This is a genomic window from Corallococcus sp. M7 (assembly GCF_054512695.1).
This window is the reverse complement of record NZ_CM137252.1, coordinates 8108317-8127223: the sequence shown is the minus strand read 5'-3', so window position 1 is coordinate 8127223 and position 18907 is coordinate 8108317. Positions and strand designations below refer to the sequence as shown.

Here is an 18907-nt window from a genome sequence, read left to right as displayed (position 1 = left end):
TGTCATGCCTTCCCCCCAACCGCTCGTCTCCATGACCGAGGCCGGTGACCCGCGGCACGTCGGCCAGAAGTTCGCGCGCCAGCAGCACCTGGCGAAGCACGGCTTCCCGGTCCCCGAGTTCTTCTGCCTCACGACCACGATGTTCCAGGAGGTGGCGCGACCCCTCCAGGCCGACATCGACCAGCTCACCACGGCAGTGGACCGGACATCGCATCAGGACATCCGCCGTGCCGCGGAGGAGATTGAGAAGCTCTTCCTCCAGGTCCCGCTGGGCGCCGAGCGCGAAGCCACCCTCCTGGATGCCTTTGACCGGACCTTCGGCGCGGCAGGCATGGTGGCCGTGCGGGCCTCCGTGGTGGGCCGGGCGCTGGAGGAGAGTGAGGACTCGGAGACGGATCCGTTCGCGGGCGTGAGCTCCACGTTCCTCTACGTGCGGAGGGACACGCTGCTGGACCGCATCCGCCGCTGCTGGGCGTCCGCGTACACGCCGGAGGGGCTCATCTACCGGCTGGCGCAGGGCCGCGACGTCCGGGGGCTGATGGTGGCGGTGGGCGTGCAGCGGATGATCCCCGGCCGCCGCTCGTTCGTGGCCTTCACGTGCGACCCGAAGACGACCGAGCGGCGCACCCTGGTCGTCGCGGGGCACGGCATCGGGGAAGGGGTGGTCCAGGAGAAGGTGGGCGTGGACCACTACTTCATCCACCCGGAGACGGGCCATATCGACCGCGAGCTGGGACACAAGGCGGACATGCTCTGCGAGAACCCCGAGCCCGGAGGCGAGCTGGTCCGCCGCCCCGTACCGGAGCCCCTGCGGGACGCGCCATGCCTCACGGACGAGGAGCTGAAGCGGCTGGCCGCGCTGGCGAAGGACATCGAGCGCAGCTTCGGCATGCCCCAGGACATCGAGGGCACCTTCACGGAGGACGGCACGCTGCACGTGTTGCAGGCGAGGCCCATCGCCTTCGACTTCCGGAAGATCCGTGTGTGGGGTTGCGGCAACGTCTCGGAAAGCTTCCCGGGCGTCACGACGCCGCTGACGTACTCGCTGGCCAGCTACTTCTACGAGGTCATCTTCTACGACCTGCTGCGCCGCATGAAGGGCGCGGACGCGAGGGCCCTGCACGACCAGACGCCCGCGTTCCAGAACATGCTGGGCTTCATCGACGGGCGCGTCTACCACTCGCTATCGAACCTGATGCACGTCAACGGCATCAACCCGTTCATCGCGGCGACCTCCATGCGGGACCTGGAGGACGTGCTCCAGCGGGACGCCTCGCTGGTCATCCGGCTGCCGGGCCACCGCGAGAGCTTCCCCAGCACCGCGAGCTACGCATACGCGATGGGGCGTTCCACGCTGGGCGCGCTGACTGTCACCGCGACGTTCAAACGGGACTTCGATGCGTTCGAAGCCTGGTGGAAGCGGACGCTCGCGGGGCTCCGGGCCCTGCCGTTGGAGAAGGAAGACCCACTGGTCCTCATCCATCACTTCCGGCGCGTCTGGACGGAGGTGGGGAACTGGTGGGGCCTGACGCTCATCAACCACTGGTACATCAACACCTGCTTCGGGCTGGCGCGCAGGCTGCTGCTCAAGTGGACCGGGGAAGACCCCAGCGCGTTGCTGGTGGGCCTGATGTGCGGAGCGAAGCCGGACGCGGGCACCCACGCGCTGCTCTCCGCGGTGGCGCTCGCGGAGATGGTGCGCGCGGACCCTGCGCTGGCGAAGCGCTTCGACGAAGGCGAGGCGGAAGTCCTCTGGAGGAGCATTGAAGCCGGGGACGTGCCGCCAGCGTTCGCCCGAGCCTTCCGCGAGCACCTGAACGAATTCGGAGACCGGGGAGTGCAGGAGCTGAACGTGGAGCGCCCGAACCTGCGGGACACGCCATGGGACCTGGTGCGGGTCGTCCAGTCCTACGCGCGCACGTCCGTGACGCGTGAGGAGCTGAGGGCGTCCGATAGGGCAAGGCGCACGGAAGCGGAGGCGCAGCTGGCCACGCTCCTCCAGGGGCATCCACTGCGGAAGCTGGCCATCGAGCAGCTCCTGGCGGGGCTGCGGACGGTGATTGGTCTGCGCGAGGACAGCCGGTTCTGGCGAGGCCAGCTCTTCGGCTTCAGCAAGAAGGTGTTCGCGGCGCTCGGTCAGCGGATGAAGGAGCGGGGCGTGCTGGATGCACCGCTGGACGTGCATTACCTCACGATGCGCGAGGTGCTGGACCACTTCGAGGGCCGCAGCGTCACGAGGAACCTGGGCGAGCTCGCGAGGCTGCGCCGCCGCGAGCAGCAGGACAACCAGGAGCGCCAGCCGCCGAGGGACTTCACCACGGTGGGCAGCGTGGCGGACGGCATCCCGAGGGTCGTGGAAGCCGCGAGCGACAACGCCTCGCTGTTCAAGGGAATCGGTTCCAGCGCGGGCATCGTGGAGGGGACCGCGCGCATCGTGCTGGACCCGGGAGCGGTGGGCACGCTGGGCAAGGACGACATCCTCATCGCGAAGGAGACAGACCCGGGCTGGCTGTTCCTGATGCTGGCGTCGGGAGGCATCGTGGTGGAGCGCGGCAGCATGCTGTCGCACACGGCCATCGCGGGCCGGAAGTTCGGCATCCCCACGGTGGTGGGAGTGGCGAACGCGACCACGCGCATCCCGGACGGAGCGAGGGTCCGCGTGGATGGTTCCACGGGAACGGTCACGCTGGTGGCGGCATGAGCAGGACCGTCATGGACCGGGCGAGGGCGACGCTGCGCTTCTCGGTGCAGCGTTACCCGCCACTGTTCTACCTGCTGGTGATCTCACTCTGGTGCGTGAGCCTGGACGGGATGTTCGGAGTGCTCGACGGGGGAGGGGGGCTGAAGTTCTCCCTGGACCTACTGCACGTCGCGCTGAGCATCTTTGGCGTGGGCTACTTCATGCGCATCGTGGATGAACTGCGCGACTACGAATACGACCTCGTCCACAACCCGGACCGGGGCCTGGCGAAAGGAGACGTCAGCTTCGGAGACCTGTACGTGGCGCTGGGGCTCAACGCGGCCGTGTTGTTAGGGACGAACCTGGCGGTGTCCTGGGTAAGGGCCGCCATCCTGCTGGGAATCATGGTGCACGCGCTGGTGCTCTGGGCGCTGGAGAAGCACTGGGGCGCGTACCAGCGCAGCATGTTCCTGATGATAGGAATCGCCATCCAGCTCCACGTGGGCCACGGCCTCTATGTCTGGGTAGCGCACGCGGAGCGCACCAGAACGCCCCTGAATCCCCAAGGACTGCTGGCCATCCTGGCCATGGTCTTCCTGTACCTGCACTGGGAGGTGATGCGAAAGACGGCGTGGCCAGGGACCACGAAGCCAGGAGAGAAGCTCTACAGCGACGAAGTGGGCTCCACGGCCAGCGCGGTGATTGCCTTCACGATGATGGTCGGAGCGTCAGGGCTCTATCTATGGCTGACCAAGGGCTGGCCCTTCCTGCTGCCCCTGGGAATGGCGGTCATCAACCTGACGCTGTTCTTCAAGAGCCGCAGGCCGCGCGCACTGTCTGGACGGCTGGCGGCCCGGAGCTACTTCGCATTCCTTTTCGTCGCCATTCTGCTGGCGTGGAGTTGACCGGGAGGCGATGCCTCCCGGTCAACCTCACACTACGGAGCGCCCTTGCTCAGACCGGATCGCAGTAGGCCGTGCCACCCGTGCACACCGCGCGGCACTCATCGGCGCTGTAGCACGGCTGGTTATTGCACGCGGTCGCCACTCCCGCCGGCGACGTGCAGTACCCCAGCGCCGTTCCCTCGGAGTTGGCACCGCGGCAGGTGCCATACCGAACCCAGCCTTCCTGCTCCGGGGTACAGGTCAGGGCAGACTCCTGGGTCTGAAGCGAGGCCTCATCCACCGGCTCTCCCGCGCCACAGGCCGACATTGCCATCAACAGCGCACCCATCATGAGACGACGCATTGGAACTCCTTGGGGGTTTGTGATGCGCATTGAGGGTTATCTGGAATTGCCTGGATAGGGCAAGGAATAAAGTTTGGGATGGAAAGTGCTTGCGTCTTGGATGATTGGATTGACTTTTGGAGATGGGGCCTCGGATGTTGTTGGCCGGGTGATAGGAAATGCCGGATGGAGTGAGTGTAATAGTTCAGTCTTGTTTGAGGGCTTGCGTACGTCATTGCTCGTGGATGAGCGCCGCCACGGTGGTGCTTGGGCTACTCCTCCTGCCCCCGACGTGAGCCACGAAGCCGGGGGATGATCGGATTCTCCATTGAGCGCGGTAGGGTGCTCACTCATGACAGCAAGGGAAAGCGCTCCCACTCGACGTTCAGCGGCCCTCTTGCTCGGGACGTGGCTACTTTCGGCCTGTGCTGAGGGGCCAACGCCCACGACCCCTGTCTCGGCTCGGAAGTGGGTAGGGCCGCTGGTGGCCGTGCCTGGTGGCGGGCAGTTCCGCACAGTCATCTACTATGGTCCCTGGCAGTGCAGTTCGCAGCTCATGGCCTACTGCCGAGAGAAGTGTGCGGGCAGCGGCCACGCTCTTCAGGGGTGCATGTGGCTCGCGGACGTGAAGATGGACTTTGAAGGAACGGTCGTCCGCGCTGGGAGCCGGTTCGGCATGACGAACTGCTGCTGCAACTACGGAACGCTCAGCCCCGCCCAGAACAAGGCAGCCCGAGACAAGTGGGATGACAGCCGCCCAGAATTCCGGGAGCAGTGGGCGAAGCGCTTTGGATCATGGCCCTCGGAGAACGGGAACCCCTATGAGGGGCATCACATCCGGGATCTCTGGCATGGCGGCAATCCTACGGACTGGGACAACATCGTCCCATTCCCGAAGGACATCCATCAGACGCTCTTCAAGCTCTACAACCAGTGTTACGCGAACTCGCCCCCTTGGACGAGCGTCGGCACGGACTATCCCTATGGAGAATAGGCACAAGGCGATGGAGGAACTGCTTGAGGAGATCTCGCGCCTTCACGTTCCCAATCCACCGGCGACACCGGAGCAGTTGGACGCGTTCGAGCAGCGCGTGGGCTGGCGCCTGGATCCAGACCTGCGTGCGTTCTACCTGCATTGTGACGGAGCCCGGCTGTTCGCCCAGCGGGATCCCACGTTCGGCTTCGTCGATGCTGCCTTCACGTTCCTGCCGCTGTCACGGATTGCCCGCGCGCGAGTGATCATGCGCGATGAGGATACGGAGCAGGCTGGACCGCCGTCCTGGTATGCCATCTGCGAGGTAAGGGATAGCAACTACATCCTTCTCGACGTGAGCCGCCAGGAAGGGGGACGCTACCCCATTCGCGATGGCTACAACGAAGCGTTCCCTAACCCTGAGTACTGCGCGCGGATCGCCAGTTCGTTTCAGGAGTTCCTCGCGGGAGCGCTTCGGTCCCAGGGGCGTTGGTTCTGGCTCCGCAGCGAAGAGTGACAAGCCTGCGTCAGTACCAGTGGCTCAGGGCTGGTGAGGGCACACTATGGCTGTACGGCGGAGTTCAACGTCCGCATCCGCCACACCGTGAACGTGTGCAGCCTTCGTCCCCGGAAGACCCCCGTGAGCTTCACGGGCCCTTCCACGGAGCCAAAGCGTTGCGTCAGTTCCTCCGGCGGCGCCGCGCCGTTCTCCGAACACCACAGCACGTCCTGGCCCGGCTTCAATTCCAGCTCAGGCCAGAGGTCGTACTGGCTCTTGCGCCGTGACGGCCCCGCCGTGTCCGTCTCCACGCCCGCCGTGTACGCGACCTGCGAAGCCAGTTGGTACGTGGGCGCGTAGACCGCCGTGGGACCCGGCGCCATGCCCGGGAACAACTGCTCCGGCGTCCTCAACCGCTCCAGCACGCCCCAGCCGTGCGTCCTCGCCAGCACCACGTCGCGCTCGAACGTCAGCACCGGGAACAGCAGGTGCGACGTCACCGCCAGCACCACCGCCATCCCGCTCCACGCCGCCGCCCGCTGCCACACCGGCCGCATCCCCGCGACCCCAATGCACGCCGCCACGTACGCCGCCGCCGGCCAGTTCGCCTCGCCCCGCGTCTTCGCCGCCGCGTAGCCGAAGAACAGCAGCGGAATCACCGCCGCCATGCGCAGCAGGAACTGCTCCTTCGGCCCTCGCGCCGCGTACACCAGCGCCAGCGGGAAGAGCACCGGCCCACCCATGGCGAGCTGTCCCGCCAGGTACTCGCCGAACGTCGCCCACCCTCCGCGCCCGCCCAGGCCGTGGTTCAGCTGGAACTTGAACCCCACCCAGTCATGGCTCGCGTTCCACAACACCACCGGCAGGAAGCACAGCAACCCGAGCCCCGCAGTCAGCCACGCTCCCGCCGGCAGCCGCCGTGCCTTCAACGCCGCGAGCATGAACGCCAGGCCCAGCAGCACGGACGGATACTTCGACAACAGCGCCAGGCCACACGTCAGCCCCGCCAGCACCCACTTCTCGCGGTACAGCGCCCACAATCCCAGCGCCCAGAACAGCAGCATGGGCGAATCCGGCGTGGCCCAGACTCCGGAGAGGATGCCCACCGGCACCGCGCTCCACAGCGCCAGCGCCCTCCAGGCCGCGTCCCTGGACCGGTACACATCCAGTGCCAGCCCCCACACCGCCACGCCCGTCCCCAGCCCGCACACGAGCGCTGTCCCCCGGATGCCCAGCGCGGCGATGAGCCACGCCACCATCGGCGGATGGTCGAAATATCCCCATGAGAGATGCCGGGCCCATTGCCAGTAATAGGTTTCGTCGAAGTAGACGTCCGTTCCCAGCGCCAGCGCGAGCCGCACCCCCACGCCGAGTCCCACCAGGACGAGGCACGTCTTCATTCCCGGGCCGGGGCTGGAGTGGGCGGACGCACGCACGCCCCTGGACAAAGCGCACCGGAGGGCCGTTGGCCAGCGGGGAGTGAGACCATTTCGGCTTGCCCCCGCGAACCCAGGCTCACAATGTGAAGGGCCTCGAAGCCGCGGCACACCGGGAGTACCCCATGGACGACCATCCCCCCTCTGGACATACCAACCGTCTGGCCCAGGAGCCGTCGCCGTACCTGCGCCAGCACGCCACGAATCCCGTGGACTGGTACCCCTGGGGGGACGAAGCCCTGGCCCGCGCCCGCGCGGAGAACAAGCCCATCCTGCTCTCCGTGGGCTACTCCGCGTGTCACTGGTGCCACGTCATGGCCCACGAGTCCTTCGAGCACCCGGACATCGCGCGCCTGATGAACGAGGGCTTCATCAACATCAAGGTCGACCGCGAGGAGCGCCCCGACCTCGATCAAATCTACCAGGGCGTCGTGCAGCTCATGGGGCAGGGCGGTGGCTGGCCCCTCACCGTGTTCCTCACCCCGGACCTGCGACCGTTCTACGGAGGCACCTACTTTCCTCCCTCGGACCGCTACGGCCGGCCCGGCTTCCCGCGCCTGCTCTCCGCGCTGCGCGACGCCTGGGAGAACAAGGCGGACGACATCGAGGAGCAGGCCAAACGCTTCCAGGAGGGCCTGGGAGAGCTGTCCACGCACGGCCTGGACGCCGCGCCCGCGCACCTGTCCGCGGAGGACATCGTCGCCATGGGGCAGTCCATGCTCAAGCGCATGGATCCGGTGAACGGCGGCTTCGGCGGCGCCCCCAAGTTCCCCAACCCCATGAACGTGGCGCTGCTCCTGCGCGCGTGGCGGCGCGGCGGCGGGGAGCCCCTGAAGGCCGCGGTGTTCCGCACGCTGGAGCGCATGGCCCTGGGAGGCATCTACGACCAGCTGGGCGGCGGCTTCCACCGCTACTCCGTGGACGAGCGCTGGCTGGTGCCCCACTTCGAGAAGATGCTCTACGACAACGCCCAGCTCCTGCACCTGTACTCGGAAGCAGAGCAGGTGGAGTCACGGCCGCTCTGGCGCAAGGTCGTGGAGGAGACCGTCGAGTACGTCCGCCGCGAGATGACCGACCCGGCCGGCGGCTTCTACGCCACGCAGGACGCGGACAGCGAAGGCGAAGAGGGCAAGTTCTTCGTCTGGCGCCCCGAGGAGGTCCGCGCGGCCCTGTCCGTGGGCCAGCAGGCGGACACCGTGCTGCGCCACTTCGGCATCAAGCCCGGAGGCAACTTCGAGCACGGCGCCACGGTGCTGGAAGTGGTCGTCCCCGTGGAGCAGCTCGCGAAGGAGCAGGGCCGCTCCGTGGAGGCGGTGGAGAAGGAGCTGGCCGAGGCGCGCCGCGTCCTCTTCCTCCTGCGCGAGCAGCGCGTGAAGCCGGGCCGCGACGACAAGATTCTCGCGGGCTGGAACGGGCTGATGATCCGCGGGCTCGCGCTGGCGTCGCGCGTGTTCGACCGGCCGGACTGGGCGAAGCTCGCGTCGGACGCGGCGGACTTCGTGCTCTCGAAGATGTGGGACGGCAAGCGGCTCTTGCGCTCGTATCAGCACGGCCAGGGCCGCATCGACGGCTTCCTGGAGGACTACGGCGACTTCGCCTCCGGCCTCACCGCGCTCTATCAGGCCACCTTCGACGCGAAGTACCTGGACGCGGCGGACGCGCTCGCGCACCGCGCGGTGGAGCTGTTCTGGGACGAGGAGAAGCAGGCGTACCTGTCCGCGCCCCGGGGACAGAAGGATCTGGTGGTGGCGGCCTTCTCCCTCTTCGACAACGCCTTCCCGTCCGGCGCATCCACGCTGACGGAGGCGCAGGTGACGCTCTCCGCGCTCACCGGCGACGTGTGCCACCTGGACCAGCCGGAGCACTACGTCGCCAAGCTGCATGATCAACTGGTCCGCAACCCCATGGGCTACGGCCACCTGGGGCTCGCGGCGGACTCGCTGGTGGATGGCGCGTCTGGCGTCACCTTCGCGGGCACCCGTGAGGCCGTGGCCCCGCTGCTGGCCGCCGCGAACCGCACCTACGCGCCGGTGTTCTCCTTCGGCTGGCACGACACCAACGCGACTCCGCCCGCGCGCCTCCAGGAGCTCTTCGCGGGGCGCGACCCGGTGGAAGGGAAGGGCGCCGCGTACCTCTGCCGCGGCTTCGTCTGCGAGCGGCCCATCACGGAAGAGGGCCTGCTCGCGGAGCGGCTGGTGGCGGCCCCGGGCCACTGACGTGGGCCCAGGGGACGCGGCACCGTGACTACTTCACGTCGGTGACCTGGAGCGAACCGATGAGGGGCGTGATCTCCGCGTTCCCCTCGTAGCCCACGTAGAAGTGGGTGGCGTCCGCGACGGGCTGGTTGAAGGTGGGATCCAACTGGGTCCACTCGCCCACGTAGGCCTCCACCCACTCGTGCCAGTACAGCGCGGGCACGCCGTCGGAGTTCACCATGTAGATGACGCCGTCCACGCGGCGCGCGGGGATGCCGGACGCGCGCAGCATGGCCACCGTGAGCAGCGAGTGCTCCGTGCAGTCGCCCTTCTTCTGGCGCAGCACGTCCGTGGCCCGGTCCGCGCTGGCGCCGTAGTCCTTCTGAAGGTTGCTGTACACCCACGCGGACAGCATCCGCGCCGCAGTGTACGCGTCCTTCTCCTCGCGGATGATGCTCTTGGCCTGCGCCTTGATGGCCGGCGCGTCCGCCTCCACCGCGAGCGTGGACTTGAGGTTCTCCCCACCGTCGGGGTCCGCCACCGGCCGGCCCACGCGCCCCTTGGGCGAAGGCGGCGCCGCCAGCAGCGTCACCTCCACGCGGCCGTCCGGCAGCCGGTGGTACTTCTGCCGGTACGTGTCCTGCTGGAACTTCTCCGGCAGGTTCTTCATCACCAGCTTCACCTGGCCGGGGACCTCGCGCGCCTTCGCCGGCAGCGGCCTGGGCAGCACCACGCGCGTGAGGCCAAACACCTCCACCAGGTCCATCCGCTTGGCCACGGACTCGGACTCGGCCCGCGCCTGCATCGTCTGGCCGAAGTCCACCCGCACCATCTTGCCGTCCGTCGTCAGGAAGGCCGCCACCGGCACCTTCTCCTTCTCCGACAGCGTGCTCACCCGCGACAGCTTCACCTTCACGCCGCCCAGCACCTGCTCCTCCGGAGCCTCCACCGTGGTGACGGTGCGGTAGGTCTCCAGGTCCGTGCCGTCCAGCGTCGAGCCTTCGACCTTCTGGCCGCGAAGCAGCGCCACGCGCGCCTGATCCGCGTCTTCAATCGTCTCCTTGGGCAGCGGCATGGGCTTGAGCACCTCATCCGGCTGCCCCGGGCGCTTGCGCACCACGCGCAGGGAGTCGCCCGTCACCGTGCCCACCAGCTCGTTGTCCCCGCCGTCGCCCTTCTGCGTGACGGTGAAGGACAGGAGCTTGCCGCCCGGCTTCGCTTCGTAGACGCGCACCTCGCGGTGCACGCGCTCCGACACGCGCGTGCCCACCTGCGCCTTGAAGATGAGCTCGTTGATGCTCTGGGCCTTGTTGCCCGGCAGCACCGTCAGGTCGGTGAAGAACCAACCCACCTTCTTGTCCATCAGGTACAGGCCAAAGTACTCGCCGCCCTTGGGGCGCGGGGCCTTCAGCGCGTCGGAGAGCTGCTCCTGGGCCTGCGGGACCTGGGAGGTCTTCGCCTGGGCCTTGGCCGCCGCGGCCTTCGCCTGGTTCTTCAGCGCGGCGGGGGCCTGGGCCCAGGCGGGGGAGGGTACCCCCATCAGCAGGGCGAGCAGGCTCAACAATCCCAGACGGGTGCGTCGCATCGGTCGGTTCATGGATGGCATCTGCCCGCTCCTGGCGGGGAATTACAGGCGCTTGGTCAGGATGATGAGGTCGTCGCCCTGCTTGTAGAAGTCACGCAGGCGCGCCTCCTCGCCGTACTTCATGGACGCGTAGAAGCCGCGCGTGGGGCCGTAGGCCTCCGTGGCGCTCGTCTCCACGCGGATGATGCGCGCCTTGCGGCGGCGCAGGTCGGCCTCCATGGCGGAGATGAGCCCCGCGCCGATGCCCTGGCCACGCACCTCCTGCGCGGAGGCGATCCAGTACAGGTCGAAGGTGTTCTCCGTCATCGGCGTGGGGCCGTAGCAGCAGTAGCCCACCAGCCCGCCGCCGTCCTGCCCGCGGTCCGCCACGAGGATGGTGTAGTCCCGGTTGCCCGCCGTGAGCGCGGTGTCAACCAGCTCGATGGCGCAGTCCTGCTCCTCCTGCGAGAAGGTTTCGATTCGCCGGATCAACGCGGCGAGCGGTTCCCGGTCCTTTCTTTCGAGCGTGCGGATTTCCATGGGTCCTTTCGAGCGCGACCTCCACGATTCGGGAGGCCAGGGCCGCGTAGTCCATACCAGCGGCCTGCGCCGCCTTCGCGAACCCCGCGCCCGGGTGCAGGTCGCAGTTGGGGTTGATGTCGATGACGTACGGCACACCCTCGGGCGACACCCGAAGGTCCACGCGTCCATAGTCCTGGCAATCCAGCGCTGCAAATGCTTCCAACGCCGTCTGGATGCAACGCGCTTCCTGCACTGCGTCGAGCCGGCAGGGCCCCGTGGGCGAGTCCCGGTACTCCGGTGACTCCGCCTCCCACTTGGCCCGGTACGACACGATGTTCGGCCGGTCGTCGAATGCGCGACCGAAGTGGATCTCCGTGAGCGGCAGCGCCTGACGCGGGTTGTTGCCGAGCAAGGGAACGTAGACCTCGCGCCCCGGGATGAACTGCTCCACGAGCGCGGGCTGGTGGAAGGTGCGCAGCACGGACTCGCACGCCCGCACGAGCGCCGAGCGCTCCGTCACCACGGAGTCGAAGTCCATGCCCACGCTGGCGTCCTCGCGCGCGGGCTTCACGATGAGGGGCCACGGCAGGTCCACCGCCAGTGCGTCCTCGCGCTTGCGCACCACGAAGGAGGCGGGGGTGGAGACGCCGTGGGCGCGCAGCACGTCCTTGGCCTTGGGCTTGTGCAGCGCCAGGCCCAGCGACAGGGCGGACGAGCCGGTGTACGGCAGGCCCAGCGCGTCCAGCAGGCAGGGCACGGCCATCTCCCCGCGGCTGTCGGCGGCCAGCGACTCGCAGAGGTTCACCACGAGGTCGGGCTGGAGGAAGCGCAGGGCCTCCACGAAGTCCAGCTTGTCTCCTTCGATGGCGAGCGGCTCGGCGACCACGCCGTCCCGGCTGAGCGCGTGGGCCAGGCTCTCGGCCACCCGGACCACGTCCTCGCGGGCTTCGCGCCCGGGGTCGTCCTCGAGGAGGTCGTGGTCACGATTGTGCAGCAGGATGATGTGCATTCGGAGTGCCCCGAGGGTTAGCACGTCCCCACGGACCTTCCCAGCCTGTGGCGTGGTGGCCGGTCGGTCCCTCACGGGGCTACCGCCTGCCAGGGTATGCGCTACGGTGGGTGACCCGTGGGAGCGGAAACCGGCCACCCCCGGCTTCAGGTCCCAACAAGGACGACATGCGGATTCGCGACCCCATCCACGGCGTCATCCCGGTGAGCGACCCGGAGAAGGCCGTCATCGACAGTCGCTACTACCAGCGCCTGCGCTACGTGCGGCAACTGGGCTTCGGGGACATGGCCTTCCCCGGCGCCACCCACACCCGCCATGCCCACTGCCTGGGCGCCATGTACGTCGCCTCGCGCGTCTTCAACGCCGTGGCCAGCCGCTCCGAGCTGCCGGACGATGTGCGTGAACATTTCTGCACCGCCGTACGCCTGGCGGTGCTCTGCCATGACCTGGGGCACATGCCCCTGTCACATGCCTCCGAGCGCATCGCGCCCCGGCGGTCGCTGCTGCGGCTGCCCGGCTGGCTGGACTCCGTGGCGGAAGGGGAGCAGGCGACCCACGAGGACTACACGGCGAAGCTGCTCCTGGACAGCTCGCTGACGGACATCATCCAGAAGGAGTTCGGGCCGCGCGGCATCACCGCCATGGCGGCGGTGGCGCTGATTACGGGCGCGAAGCCGCCCAAGGATCCGGGCTTCACGTACAAGGGCGTGGACTGGACGCCGCTGCTGCGCGCCATCGTGTCCGGGGAGCTGGACGCGGACCGGATGGACTACCTGCTGCGCGACTCGTTCTACACGGGCGTGAACTACGGCCGGTACGACATGGATTGGATCGTCTCCAACCTGAACCCGGCGGTGAAGGACGGGCGCGCGGTGCTGGCCCTGTCGCGCGCGGCGGCGTTCGCGTTCGAGGACTTCCTGCTCAGCCGCTACCACATGTTCGTGTCGGTGTACCTGCACCACACGTCGGTGAACTTCGACCACATGCTGCGCCGGTACTACGAGGAGACGCCCGGCGAGTTCGAGATTCCCCACGACCCGGAGGCCTTCCTCCTCTGCGACGACGCGGCGCTCTGGTACACGCTGCGCCGCTCGAAGAACCGGTGGGCGGAGCGCATCAGCCGCCGGCAGGGCTTCAAGCTGCTGGCGCAGTTCACGGAGCGCGACACCGGCTATGACCTGGAGGTGCTCAACAGCGCGCTCACCAGCGGCGGCTTCGAGCACTACACCGTGCTGTCCAAGGGGGCGCTCAGCAAGTACGTGGGGTCCTCCGGGGGCAGCGGCAACCCGGGTCTTTTCATCCTGGACGTGTCCACAGGAAGGCTGACGGAGGTGGCGCGCTACACGCCGCTCTACCAGCGCTACAGTGGCGCGGTGCGACTGACGCGGCTCTATGTCCGGCCGGACCAGGCGGAGCGGGCGCGCGAGATGATGGGCCGGCTGCTCGGCCAGACGACACAATCCTGAAGGACGATGGTGCAACCATGAGCGAGCCCCTTCCCGGCATGGGCCTCTTCGCGCCCCACACCCCCGTGGAGCCCCGGCCCTCCTCGGTGGTCATCCTCTATCGCCGCGCGCACTCCGGCGTGGAGGTGTTCTGGGTGAAGCGCGAGCGCGCGCTCACCTTCGCGGGCGGCTTCTACGCCTTCCCCGGAGGCAAGCTGGACAAGGACGACCACGAGGTGCTCGTGCAGGGCGCCCAGGGCGAAGAGGCCGCGCTGCGCTCCGCGGCGGCGCGCGAGCTGTTCGAGGAGGCGGGCGTGCTGGTGGCGGAAGGCGCGCGGGCGCTCTCTCCGGAGACGCTGGAGGAGGGGCGGGCGGCGCTGCTCGCGGGCACGGCGAAGTGGAGCGAGTGGCTGGTGCGCCACACGCTGTCGCTGCGCGTGGAGGACCTCAAGCCCGCGGGGCGCTGGGTGACGCCGCCGGCCATCCCGGTGCGCTTCGACACGCGCTTCTACCTGGTGGAGCTGCCGGAGGGCGCGGCGGCGAGCATCATCCCGGGTGAGCTGACGGAAGGCGCGTGGATCCGCCCGGAGGACGCGCTGTCGCGCTGGAGCGACGGCACGGCGCTGCTCCATCCGCCCGCGCAGCACGCGTTGCAGGTGCTGTCCGAGTTCACGGACGAAGCGGACGCGCGCGCGAAGCTGTGCACGCCGCCGTACTGCCCGGGCTACGTGGCCCAGCGCATCGAGTTCCAGCGCGGCGTGCGCGTGGTGGCGCTGGAGACGCCCACGCTGCCTCCGGCGACGCACACCAACGCGTACGTGCTGGGCACGGGTGACCTGCTCATCGTGGACCCCGGTTCGTCGGACGTGAAGCAGTACGCGAAGCTCCTGTCGCTGGTGGCGGGGCTGAAGGCGGAGGGCGCGCGTCCGGTGGCGGTGGTGCTCACGCATCACCACGGCGACCACGTGGGCGGGGCGTTCGCGGTGAAGGAGCGGCTGGGCATCCCGCTCTGGTGCCACGCGCGCACGGCGGACCGGCTGGACTTCCCGGTGGAGCGGCTGCTGGAGGACGGCGAGGTGCTGAACCTGGACGGGCCGATGGTGCAGCGCTGGCACGTGCTGCACACGCCGGGGCACGCGAGAGGGCACCTGTGCCTGGTGGATTCGCGCAGCAAGTCCGCCATCGTGGGGGACATGGTGGCGAGCGTGGGCACCATCGTCATCGATCCACCCGAGGGCAACATGGTGGACTACCTCACGCAGCTCAAGCGGCTGCGCGACTGGCCCGTGACGACGCTGTACCCCGCGCACGGCTCGCCGGTGCCGGACGGCCCGGGGAAGCTGAACGAGTACCTGCGCCACCGCGCCCAGCGCGAGGCCCTCATCCTGGAGGCGGTGCCCGCGACGGGCGCGACGCTCGCGGAGGTGGTGGCCACGGCCTACGCGGACACGCCGCCGCTCCTGCACCCGGTGGCGGAGCGCAGCGCCCTGGCGTCCCTGGAGAAGCTGGTGGCGGAGGGCCGCGTGCGCGAGGAGTCCTTCACCTGGTTCCGGGTCGGCGCATGAGCACGGACGGCACCTATCTGGCGGTCTTCCTCAGCAACAAGACAAGTCCGCGCTGGCGGGCTTGGCATGCGATGCCCGACGAGGAGCGGCGCGCGAAGGCCGAAGCCGGCGTCGCCGCCGTGAAGGCCTGGGACGAGAAGCACCGGAACGTCATCGTCTACGAGGGCGGCCCGCTCGGAGGAACCAAGCGGACGTCGCTGGAGGGCGTGACGGACGTCGTGAACGAGCTGACCGTCTTCGTCGTCGTGCGCGCGCCGTCACATGAAGCCGCGGCGAAGCTGTTCGAGAACCACCCGCACATGACCCACTTCCCGTGCGACGCGGTGGACGTGATGCCGCTGCTCTCGGGCCCATCCAAGAAGTAGGCCCGCGCGCCGTCACCCGGTCGCAGGGGCGGCGTTGAACACCGCCAGTTGCGCGGCGAACGCGCGCTGGTAGGCCGGGCGCGCTTCGGCGCGGGCGATATAGGCGGTGAGGCTCGGATACGCCTCGAGACTGCCCATCGCCTGCGCCCTGCGCAGGACCGTCACCATGAGGATGTCCGCCGCGCTGAAGGCGCCGTCGAGCCAGTCGGCGTCGCCGAGGCGCGCGGAGAGGTCGTCCAGCCGCTTCCGGATGAGCTCGTCCAGCGCGCGCAGGCGATGCTCGTACCAGGGCTGGTCGCGCTCGAGGATCGTCACCAGGCTGCGGTCGAAGATGGGCGGCTCGACCGTGTTGAGCGCCGCGAACATCCAGGCAATCGCGCGGGCGCGGCCATGCGCATCTTCCGGCAGCAGGCCGGCATGGTGCTCCGCGATGTGGAAGACGATCGCGCCGGACTCGAACAGGGCGAGCCCGTCCTCCTCATAGGTCGGAATCTGTCCGAACGGGTGCAGCGCCTTGTGCGCGGGCTGCTTCATCGCATCGAACGACACCAGCCGGACGTCGTAGGGCTGGCCCACCTCTTCCAGCGCCCAGCGCACCCGCATGTCCCGCGCCAGTCCCCGGCCGCGATCCGGCGAGCGCTCGAAGGCGGTGATGGTGATGGTCATGTCCTGCTCCTTCAACGCTCGACCTAGAAACTGCCCATCAGGCCCAGGTGCGGGCCCTTGGAGTTGTAGGTGGCCACGGGCATCAGGCGCACGGCTGGAGCGGGGGCCTCCTGCATCGCGGCCTCCTTGCGCAGGGCGTTGGCGTGGGACAGCTCGAAGCCCGCGCTCGCGCCCACCACCGGGAGGATGAAGAGGGCGGCGTTGAGGGCCGGCGGCGCTTCGCTGCCTCCGCTGTTCACCAGCGTGAGCGCCAGGAACGTCGCGCCCCAGCCCACCATGCTCCCGGCCACCGTCGCGCCCACCCGGCCGCGTCCACCCATGAAATGGCCACCCGCGTAGGTGCCCACCGGGATGCCGATGATGCCTCCCGCCGCGGCGCCCGCGACGGCCATCACCAGGCACTCGTCACAACCCACCGTGGCGGAGCCCAGCAGGTACCCCACCGAGCCCAGCACCGTCGCGCCCACGACTCCGCCCGCCGTGCCGCCCAGCACCTCCACCGCCACGCGCGGCACCGGGTCCTTCGCGGCGGGCGCGGCCTTCACGGAAGGCAGCGCCTCCGGGGCGACGGAGGTGCGCGTCGGGACCTCGTCAGCGGAGGTGACGTCCGGCGGCGGAGGCACGTCCTGGTCCGGCGCGCCCACCAGCGGTGGGGGCGTGAGGTTCCCGGCGGGAACCTGTGCCGGCTCGGCGGGGGCCTCCTGGGCGGAGGCCAGGCCCGACACGAGCAGCAGGGCAAGGAGTAGGGACGGCCGTGTGCGCTTCACCAGGACGGAAGGCTACCGCAACGGCTGCGTCGGCGTCGCGCTGTCACCCGAAGCGGGGGTCTCCTCGCGGGGGCGGCGGCGCAGGGCCCGGTAGACGAGCGGCGCCACGGCCAGCAGCGCCTGCGGCACCAGGGACAGTGCGTCCGGATACAGGCCCAGCATGTCCACGTAGATGAAGCGCACCGGCACCAGCGGCAGCGCGCCCACCTCCTGAAGCGAGTGGATGCCCTTGCCCAGCAGCATCACCGCCGTCACCACCATCACCACCGTGGAGAGGTTGAAGAGCGTCTTCATGGGCAGCCGGTAGCCCATGCGGTTGACGAAGAGCACCAGCACCGCCAGCGCCACGACGCCCGCCACCACACCCCAGACGACGCCCGCCGCGGAGTCCACCGCCAGGCCCTGGAGGAAGATGGCCGTCTCGAAGCTCTCACGCAGCACGGACGTGAACGCGATGACGAACAGGCCCACCGTGCTGCCCCGGCCCAGCGCGCCCTGCATCTTCTGGCGCAGCTCGCCCATGAAGTGGCTGACGTTGGCGCGCGCGTTGAGCCACAGCGCCGCGTACAGCAGCATGCCCACGGCGACGAGCGCGGTGACGCCCTCCAGCCACTCGCGCTGCGCGCCCGCCAGCAGCTTGCGCCCGATGATGTACGCGAGGGCGCCCGCGATGAGCGCGGACACCCAGCCCGCGTGCACCACGCGCACCTGGTCCATGGCCTTCATCTTCTTCAGCGCGGCCAAGAGCGCCGTGACGATGATGGTCGCCTCGAAGCCCTCACGCAGCAGGATGAGCAGCGTGAGCCACGCGACGGACAGCACGTCCGTGGTGCTGCCCGTGCTCTTGCGCGCCTGGTCCAGGAGCGACAGCAGCTCGCGCCCCTCGTCCTGGAGGTGCGGGCTCTTGCGCTCGGCGGCGAGCCGCGCCTGCATGAAGGCCTCCTCCAGCTTCTGGGTGAGCGCCGGGTCGCGCCCGCGCAGCTTGGGCTCCACCGGCTCCAGGCCGTTGAGGTACGCGTCCAGGAGCGCGTTCTTCGCGCCCACGTAGTCGCCGTCCGCGCCCATGCGCATCGCGTGGCCCACCGCCGCGCGCGCGTTGAGCAGGACCTTCTCCTCGTCCGCGTCCGGCATGTTCCGGCGCAGGCACGCCACCTTGTCCGCGCCGAACGCCTTGGCCAGCTCCGCGTCCGTGGACGTGGCCAGCCGCTCCAGCGACGCGTTGGGCGGTTCGCCCTGGCACGGCGGCTGGCGCAGAGTGAAGACGAAGAAGGCCAGCGACCAGCGGTCCTCCTCGGTGAGCGTGGGGAAGGCCGGCATCGCCGTGCCGGGCACGCCGAAGCTGGTGGTGTTGAACGCCTTGTACGGCGTGAGGCCGTCCTCCATCAGCTCCGGGTCGTGGAAGTTGGCCGGCTGCGGCTCCATGTTGGCCGCGATGGCCACGTCCGCCTTGCCCTCCGTGCCGTGGCACGCGGTGCAGTTGGCCTGGAAGAGCTTCTTGCCGTGCTCCAGGTCCGGCGCCACGCGAGGGCTGCGCGCCAGGCCGCCCGCGAGCACCAGGCTCTCCACCAGCTCCCCGCAGTCGCGGCTCACGCCCTCCGGGTCCTTCGCTTCATTGACGCGCGCCTGGATGGCCTCCACGCGGGGCACGAACGTGGCCGCCGCCGGGCCCAGTTCCTTCGCCGCCGCCAGCGCCTCCGCCGCGAAGCTCTTCTGCTCCGTCAGCTCGAACTCCGACTGGGACGACACCGCCGCCGGATAGTCCGCCTGGAGGTACTGGAGGATGCCCACCAACCGGTGCCAGGTGCGCCCCTCGTCGGTCGCCGGAGCCTCGGCCCGGGCAGAAGAGGACAGCGCGAGCAGCAGGCACAACGTGAGGGAGGCGGCGTGTTTCACGTCCGTCTTCTACCAACCACGTCACGGGCGTTCAATTCTGCGAATCAAGATCAATTAATGAGACCCCCCTCGGGAAACGAGGGGGCTCGCGGGTCAACACC

Annotated in this window: 15 protein-coding genes; 8 read left to right on the top strand and 7 right to left on the bottom strand. The window is 69.0% G+C overall.

The genetic code is table 11. The annotated features are described in order from the left end of the window. Window positions 1–4: 4 nt before the first annotated feature. The 4 genes from ACX114_RS32515 (at window position 5) to ACX114_RS32500 (ending at window position 5397) form a co-directional block, all read left to right on the top strand. Window positions 5–2701, top strand: a complete 2697-nt coding sequence (locus tag ACX114_RS32515; protein ID WP_459291057.1) for a PEP/pyruvate-binding domain-containing protein — start codon at window positions 5–7, stop codon at window positions 2699–2701. Continuing rightward, window positions 2698–3585, top strand: coding sequence for a UbiA prenyltransferase family protein (locus ACX114_RS32510; RefSeq protein WP_459291056.1), 888 nt, complete (start codon window positions 2698–2700; stop codon window positions 3583–3585). The genes ACX114_RS32515 and ACX114_RS32510 overlap by 4 nt, the downstream gene beginning before the upstream one ends. Window positions 3586–4463: 878 nt before the next feature. After that, window positions 4464–4901 (top strand): hypothetical protein, encoded by a 438-nt coding sequence (locus ACX114_RS32505; protein ID WP_459291054.1) that lies wholly within the window; start codon window positions 4464–4466, stop codon window positions 4899–4901. 10 nt (window positions 4902–4911) lie between these two features. After that, window positions 4912–5397: an SMI1/KNR4 family protein gene (locus tag ACX114_RS32500; protein ID WP_459291052.1), complete on the top strand. Its 486-nt coding sequence runs from the start codon at window positions 4912–4914 to the stop codon at window positions 5395–5397. 44 nt (window positions 5398–5441) lie between these two features. Here ACX114_RS32500 and ACX114_RS32495 read toward each other — a convergent pair whose 3' ends face one another. Further along, window positions 5442–6779 carry an ArnT family glycosyltransferase gene (locus ACX114_RS32495; RefSeq protein WP_459291050.1) on the bottom strand — a complete coding sequence of 446 codons (1338 nt, stop codon included), beginning with the start codon at window positions 6777–6779 and terminating at the stop codon, window positions 5442–5444. 161 nt (window positions 6780–6940) lie between these two features. Between ACX114_RS32495 and ACX114_RS32490 the strand changes: the two genes are divergently transcribed. Continuing rightward, window positions 6941–9031, top strand: a complete 2091-nt coding sequence (locus ACX114_RS32490) for a thioredoxin domain-containing protein (protein WP_459291048.1) — start codon at window positions 6941–6943, stop codon at window positions 9029–9031. Window positions 9032–9059: 28 nt separating this feature from the next. On the opposite strand, the gene ACX114_RS32485 is transcribed toward ACX114_RS32490, so the two are convergent. Genes ACX114_RS32485 through ACX114_RS32475 form a run of 3 tightly spaced genes read right to left on the bottom strand, consistent with a single transcriptional unit; the run spans window position 9060 to window position 12105 of the window. Continuing rightward, the gene (locus tag ACX114_RS32485; RefSeq protein ID WP_459291046.1) at window positions 9060–10595 is read right to left on the bottom strand and encodes a transglutaminase-like domain-containing protein; all 1536 of its coding nucleotides are present in this window, start codon (window positions 10593–10595) and stop codon (window positions 9060–9062) included. A 42-nt stretch (window positions 10596–10637) separates the two neighbouring features. Further along, window positions 10638–11066 (bottom strand): GNAT family N-acetyltransferase, encoded by a 429-nt coding sequence (locus ACX114_RS32480; protein ID WP_242543761.1) that lies wholly within the window; start codon window positions 11064–11066, stop codon window positions 10638–10640. Next, entirely contained in the window at window positions 11005–12105 is a 1101-nt protein-coding gene (locus tag ACX114_RS32475; protein WP_459291043.1) for a D-alanine--D-alanine ligase family protein, read from the bottom strand. The genes ACX114_RS32480 and ACX114_RS32475 overlap by 62 nt, the downstream gene beginning before the upstream one ends. A 167-nt stretch (window positions 12106–12272) precedes the next feature. Between ACX114_RS32475 and ACX114_RS32470 the strand changes: the two genes are divergently transcribed. From ACX114_RS32470 to ACX114_RS32460, 3 genes are read left to right on the top strand one after another with little or no spacing between them, the layout of a single operon-like run. Next, window positions 12273–13571 (top strand): HD domain-containing protein, encoded by a 1299-nt coding sequence (locus tag ACX114_RS32470; protein WP_459291041.1) that lies wholly within the window; start codon window positions 12273–12275, stop codon window positions 13569–13571. 17 nt (window positions 13572–13588) lie between these two features. Beyond that, complete coding sequence (locus ACX114_RS32465) at window positions 13589–15115, top strand: MBL fold metallo-hydrolase (RefSeq protein ID WP_459291039.1); 1527 nt, start codon at window positions 13589–13591, stop codon at window positions 15113–15115. Further along, entirely contained in the window at window positions 15112–15480 is a 369-nt protein-coding gene (locus tag ACX114_RS32460) for a hypothetical protein (RefSeq protein WP_459291037.1), read from the top strand. The genes ACX114_RS32465 and ACX114_RS32460 overlap by 4 nt, the downstream gene beginning before the upstream one ends. Before the next feature lie 12 nt (window positions 15481–15492). On the opposite strand, the gene ACX114_RS32455 is transcribed toward ACX114_RS32460, so the two are convergent. The 3 genes from ACX114_RS32455 to ACX114_RS32445 are packed head-to-tail and all read right to left on the bottom strand — an operon-like array spanning window position 15493 to window position 18806. Next, window positions 15493–16146 carry a glutathione S-transferase family protein gene (locus ACX114_RS32455; RefSeq protein WP_459291035.1) on the bottom strand — a complete coding sequence of 218 codons (654 nt, stop codon included), beginning with the start codon at window positions 16144–16146 and terminating at the stop codon, window positions 15493–15495. A gap of 23 nt (window positions 16147–16169) precedes the next feature. Then, on the bottom strand, window positions 16170–16913 hold the full coding sequence (locus ACX114_RS32450; protein ID WP_459291033.1) for a GlsB/YeaQ/YmgE family stress response membrane protein: 744 nt from the start codon (window positions 16911–16913) through the stop codon (window positions 16170–16172). A gap of 12 nt (window positions 16914–16925) precedes the next feature. Beyond that, window positions 16926–18806, bottom strand: coding sequence for a cytochrome c/FTR1 family iron permease (locus ACX114_RS32445; RefSeq protein WP_459291031.1), 1881 nt, complete (start codon window positions 18804–18806; stop codon window positions 16926–16928). Window positions 18807–18907 lie beyond the last annotated feature (101 nt).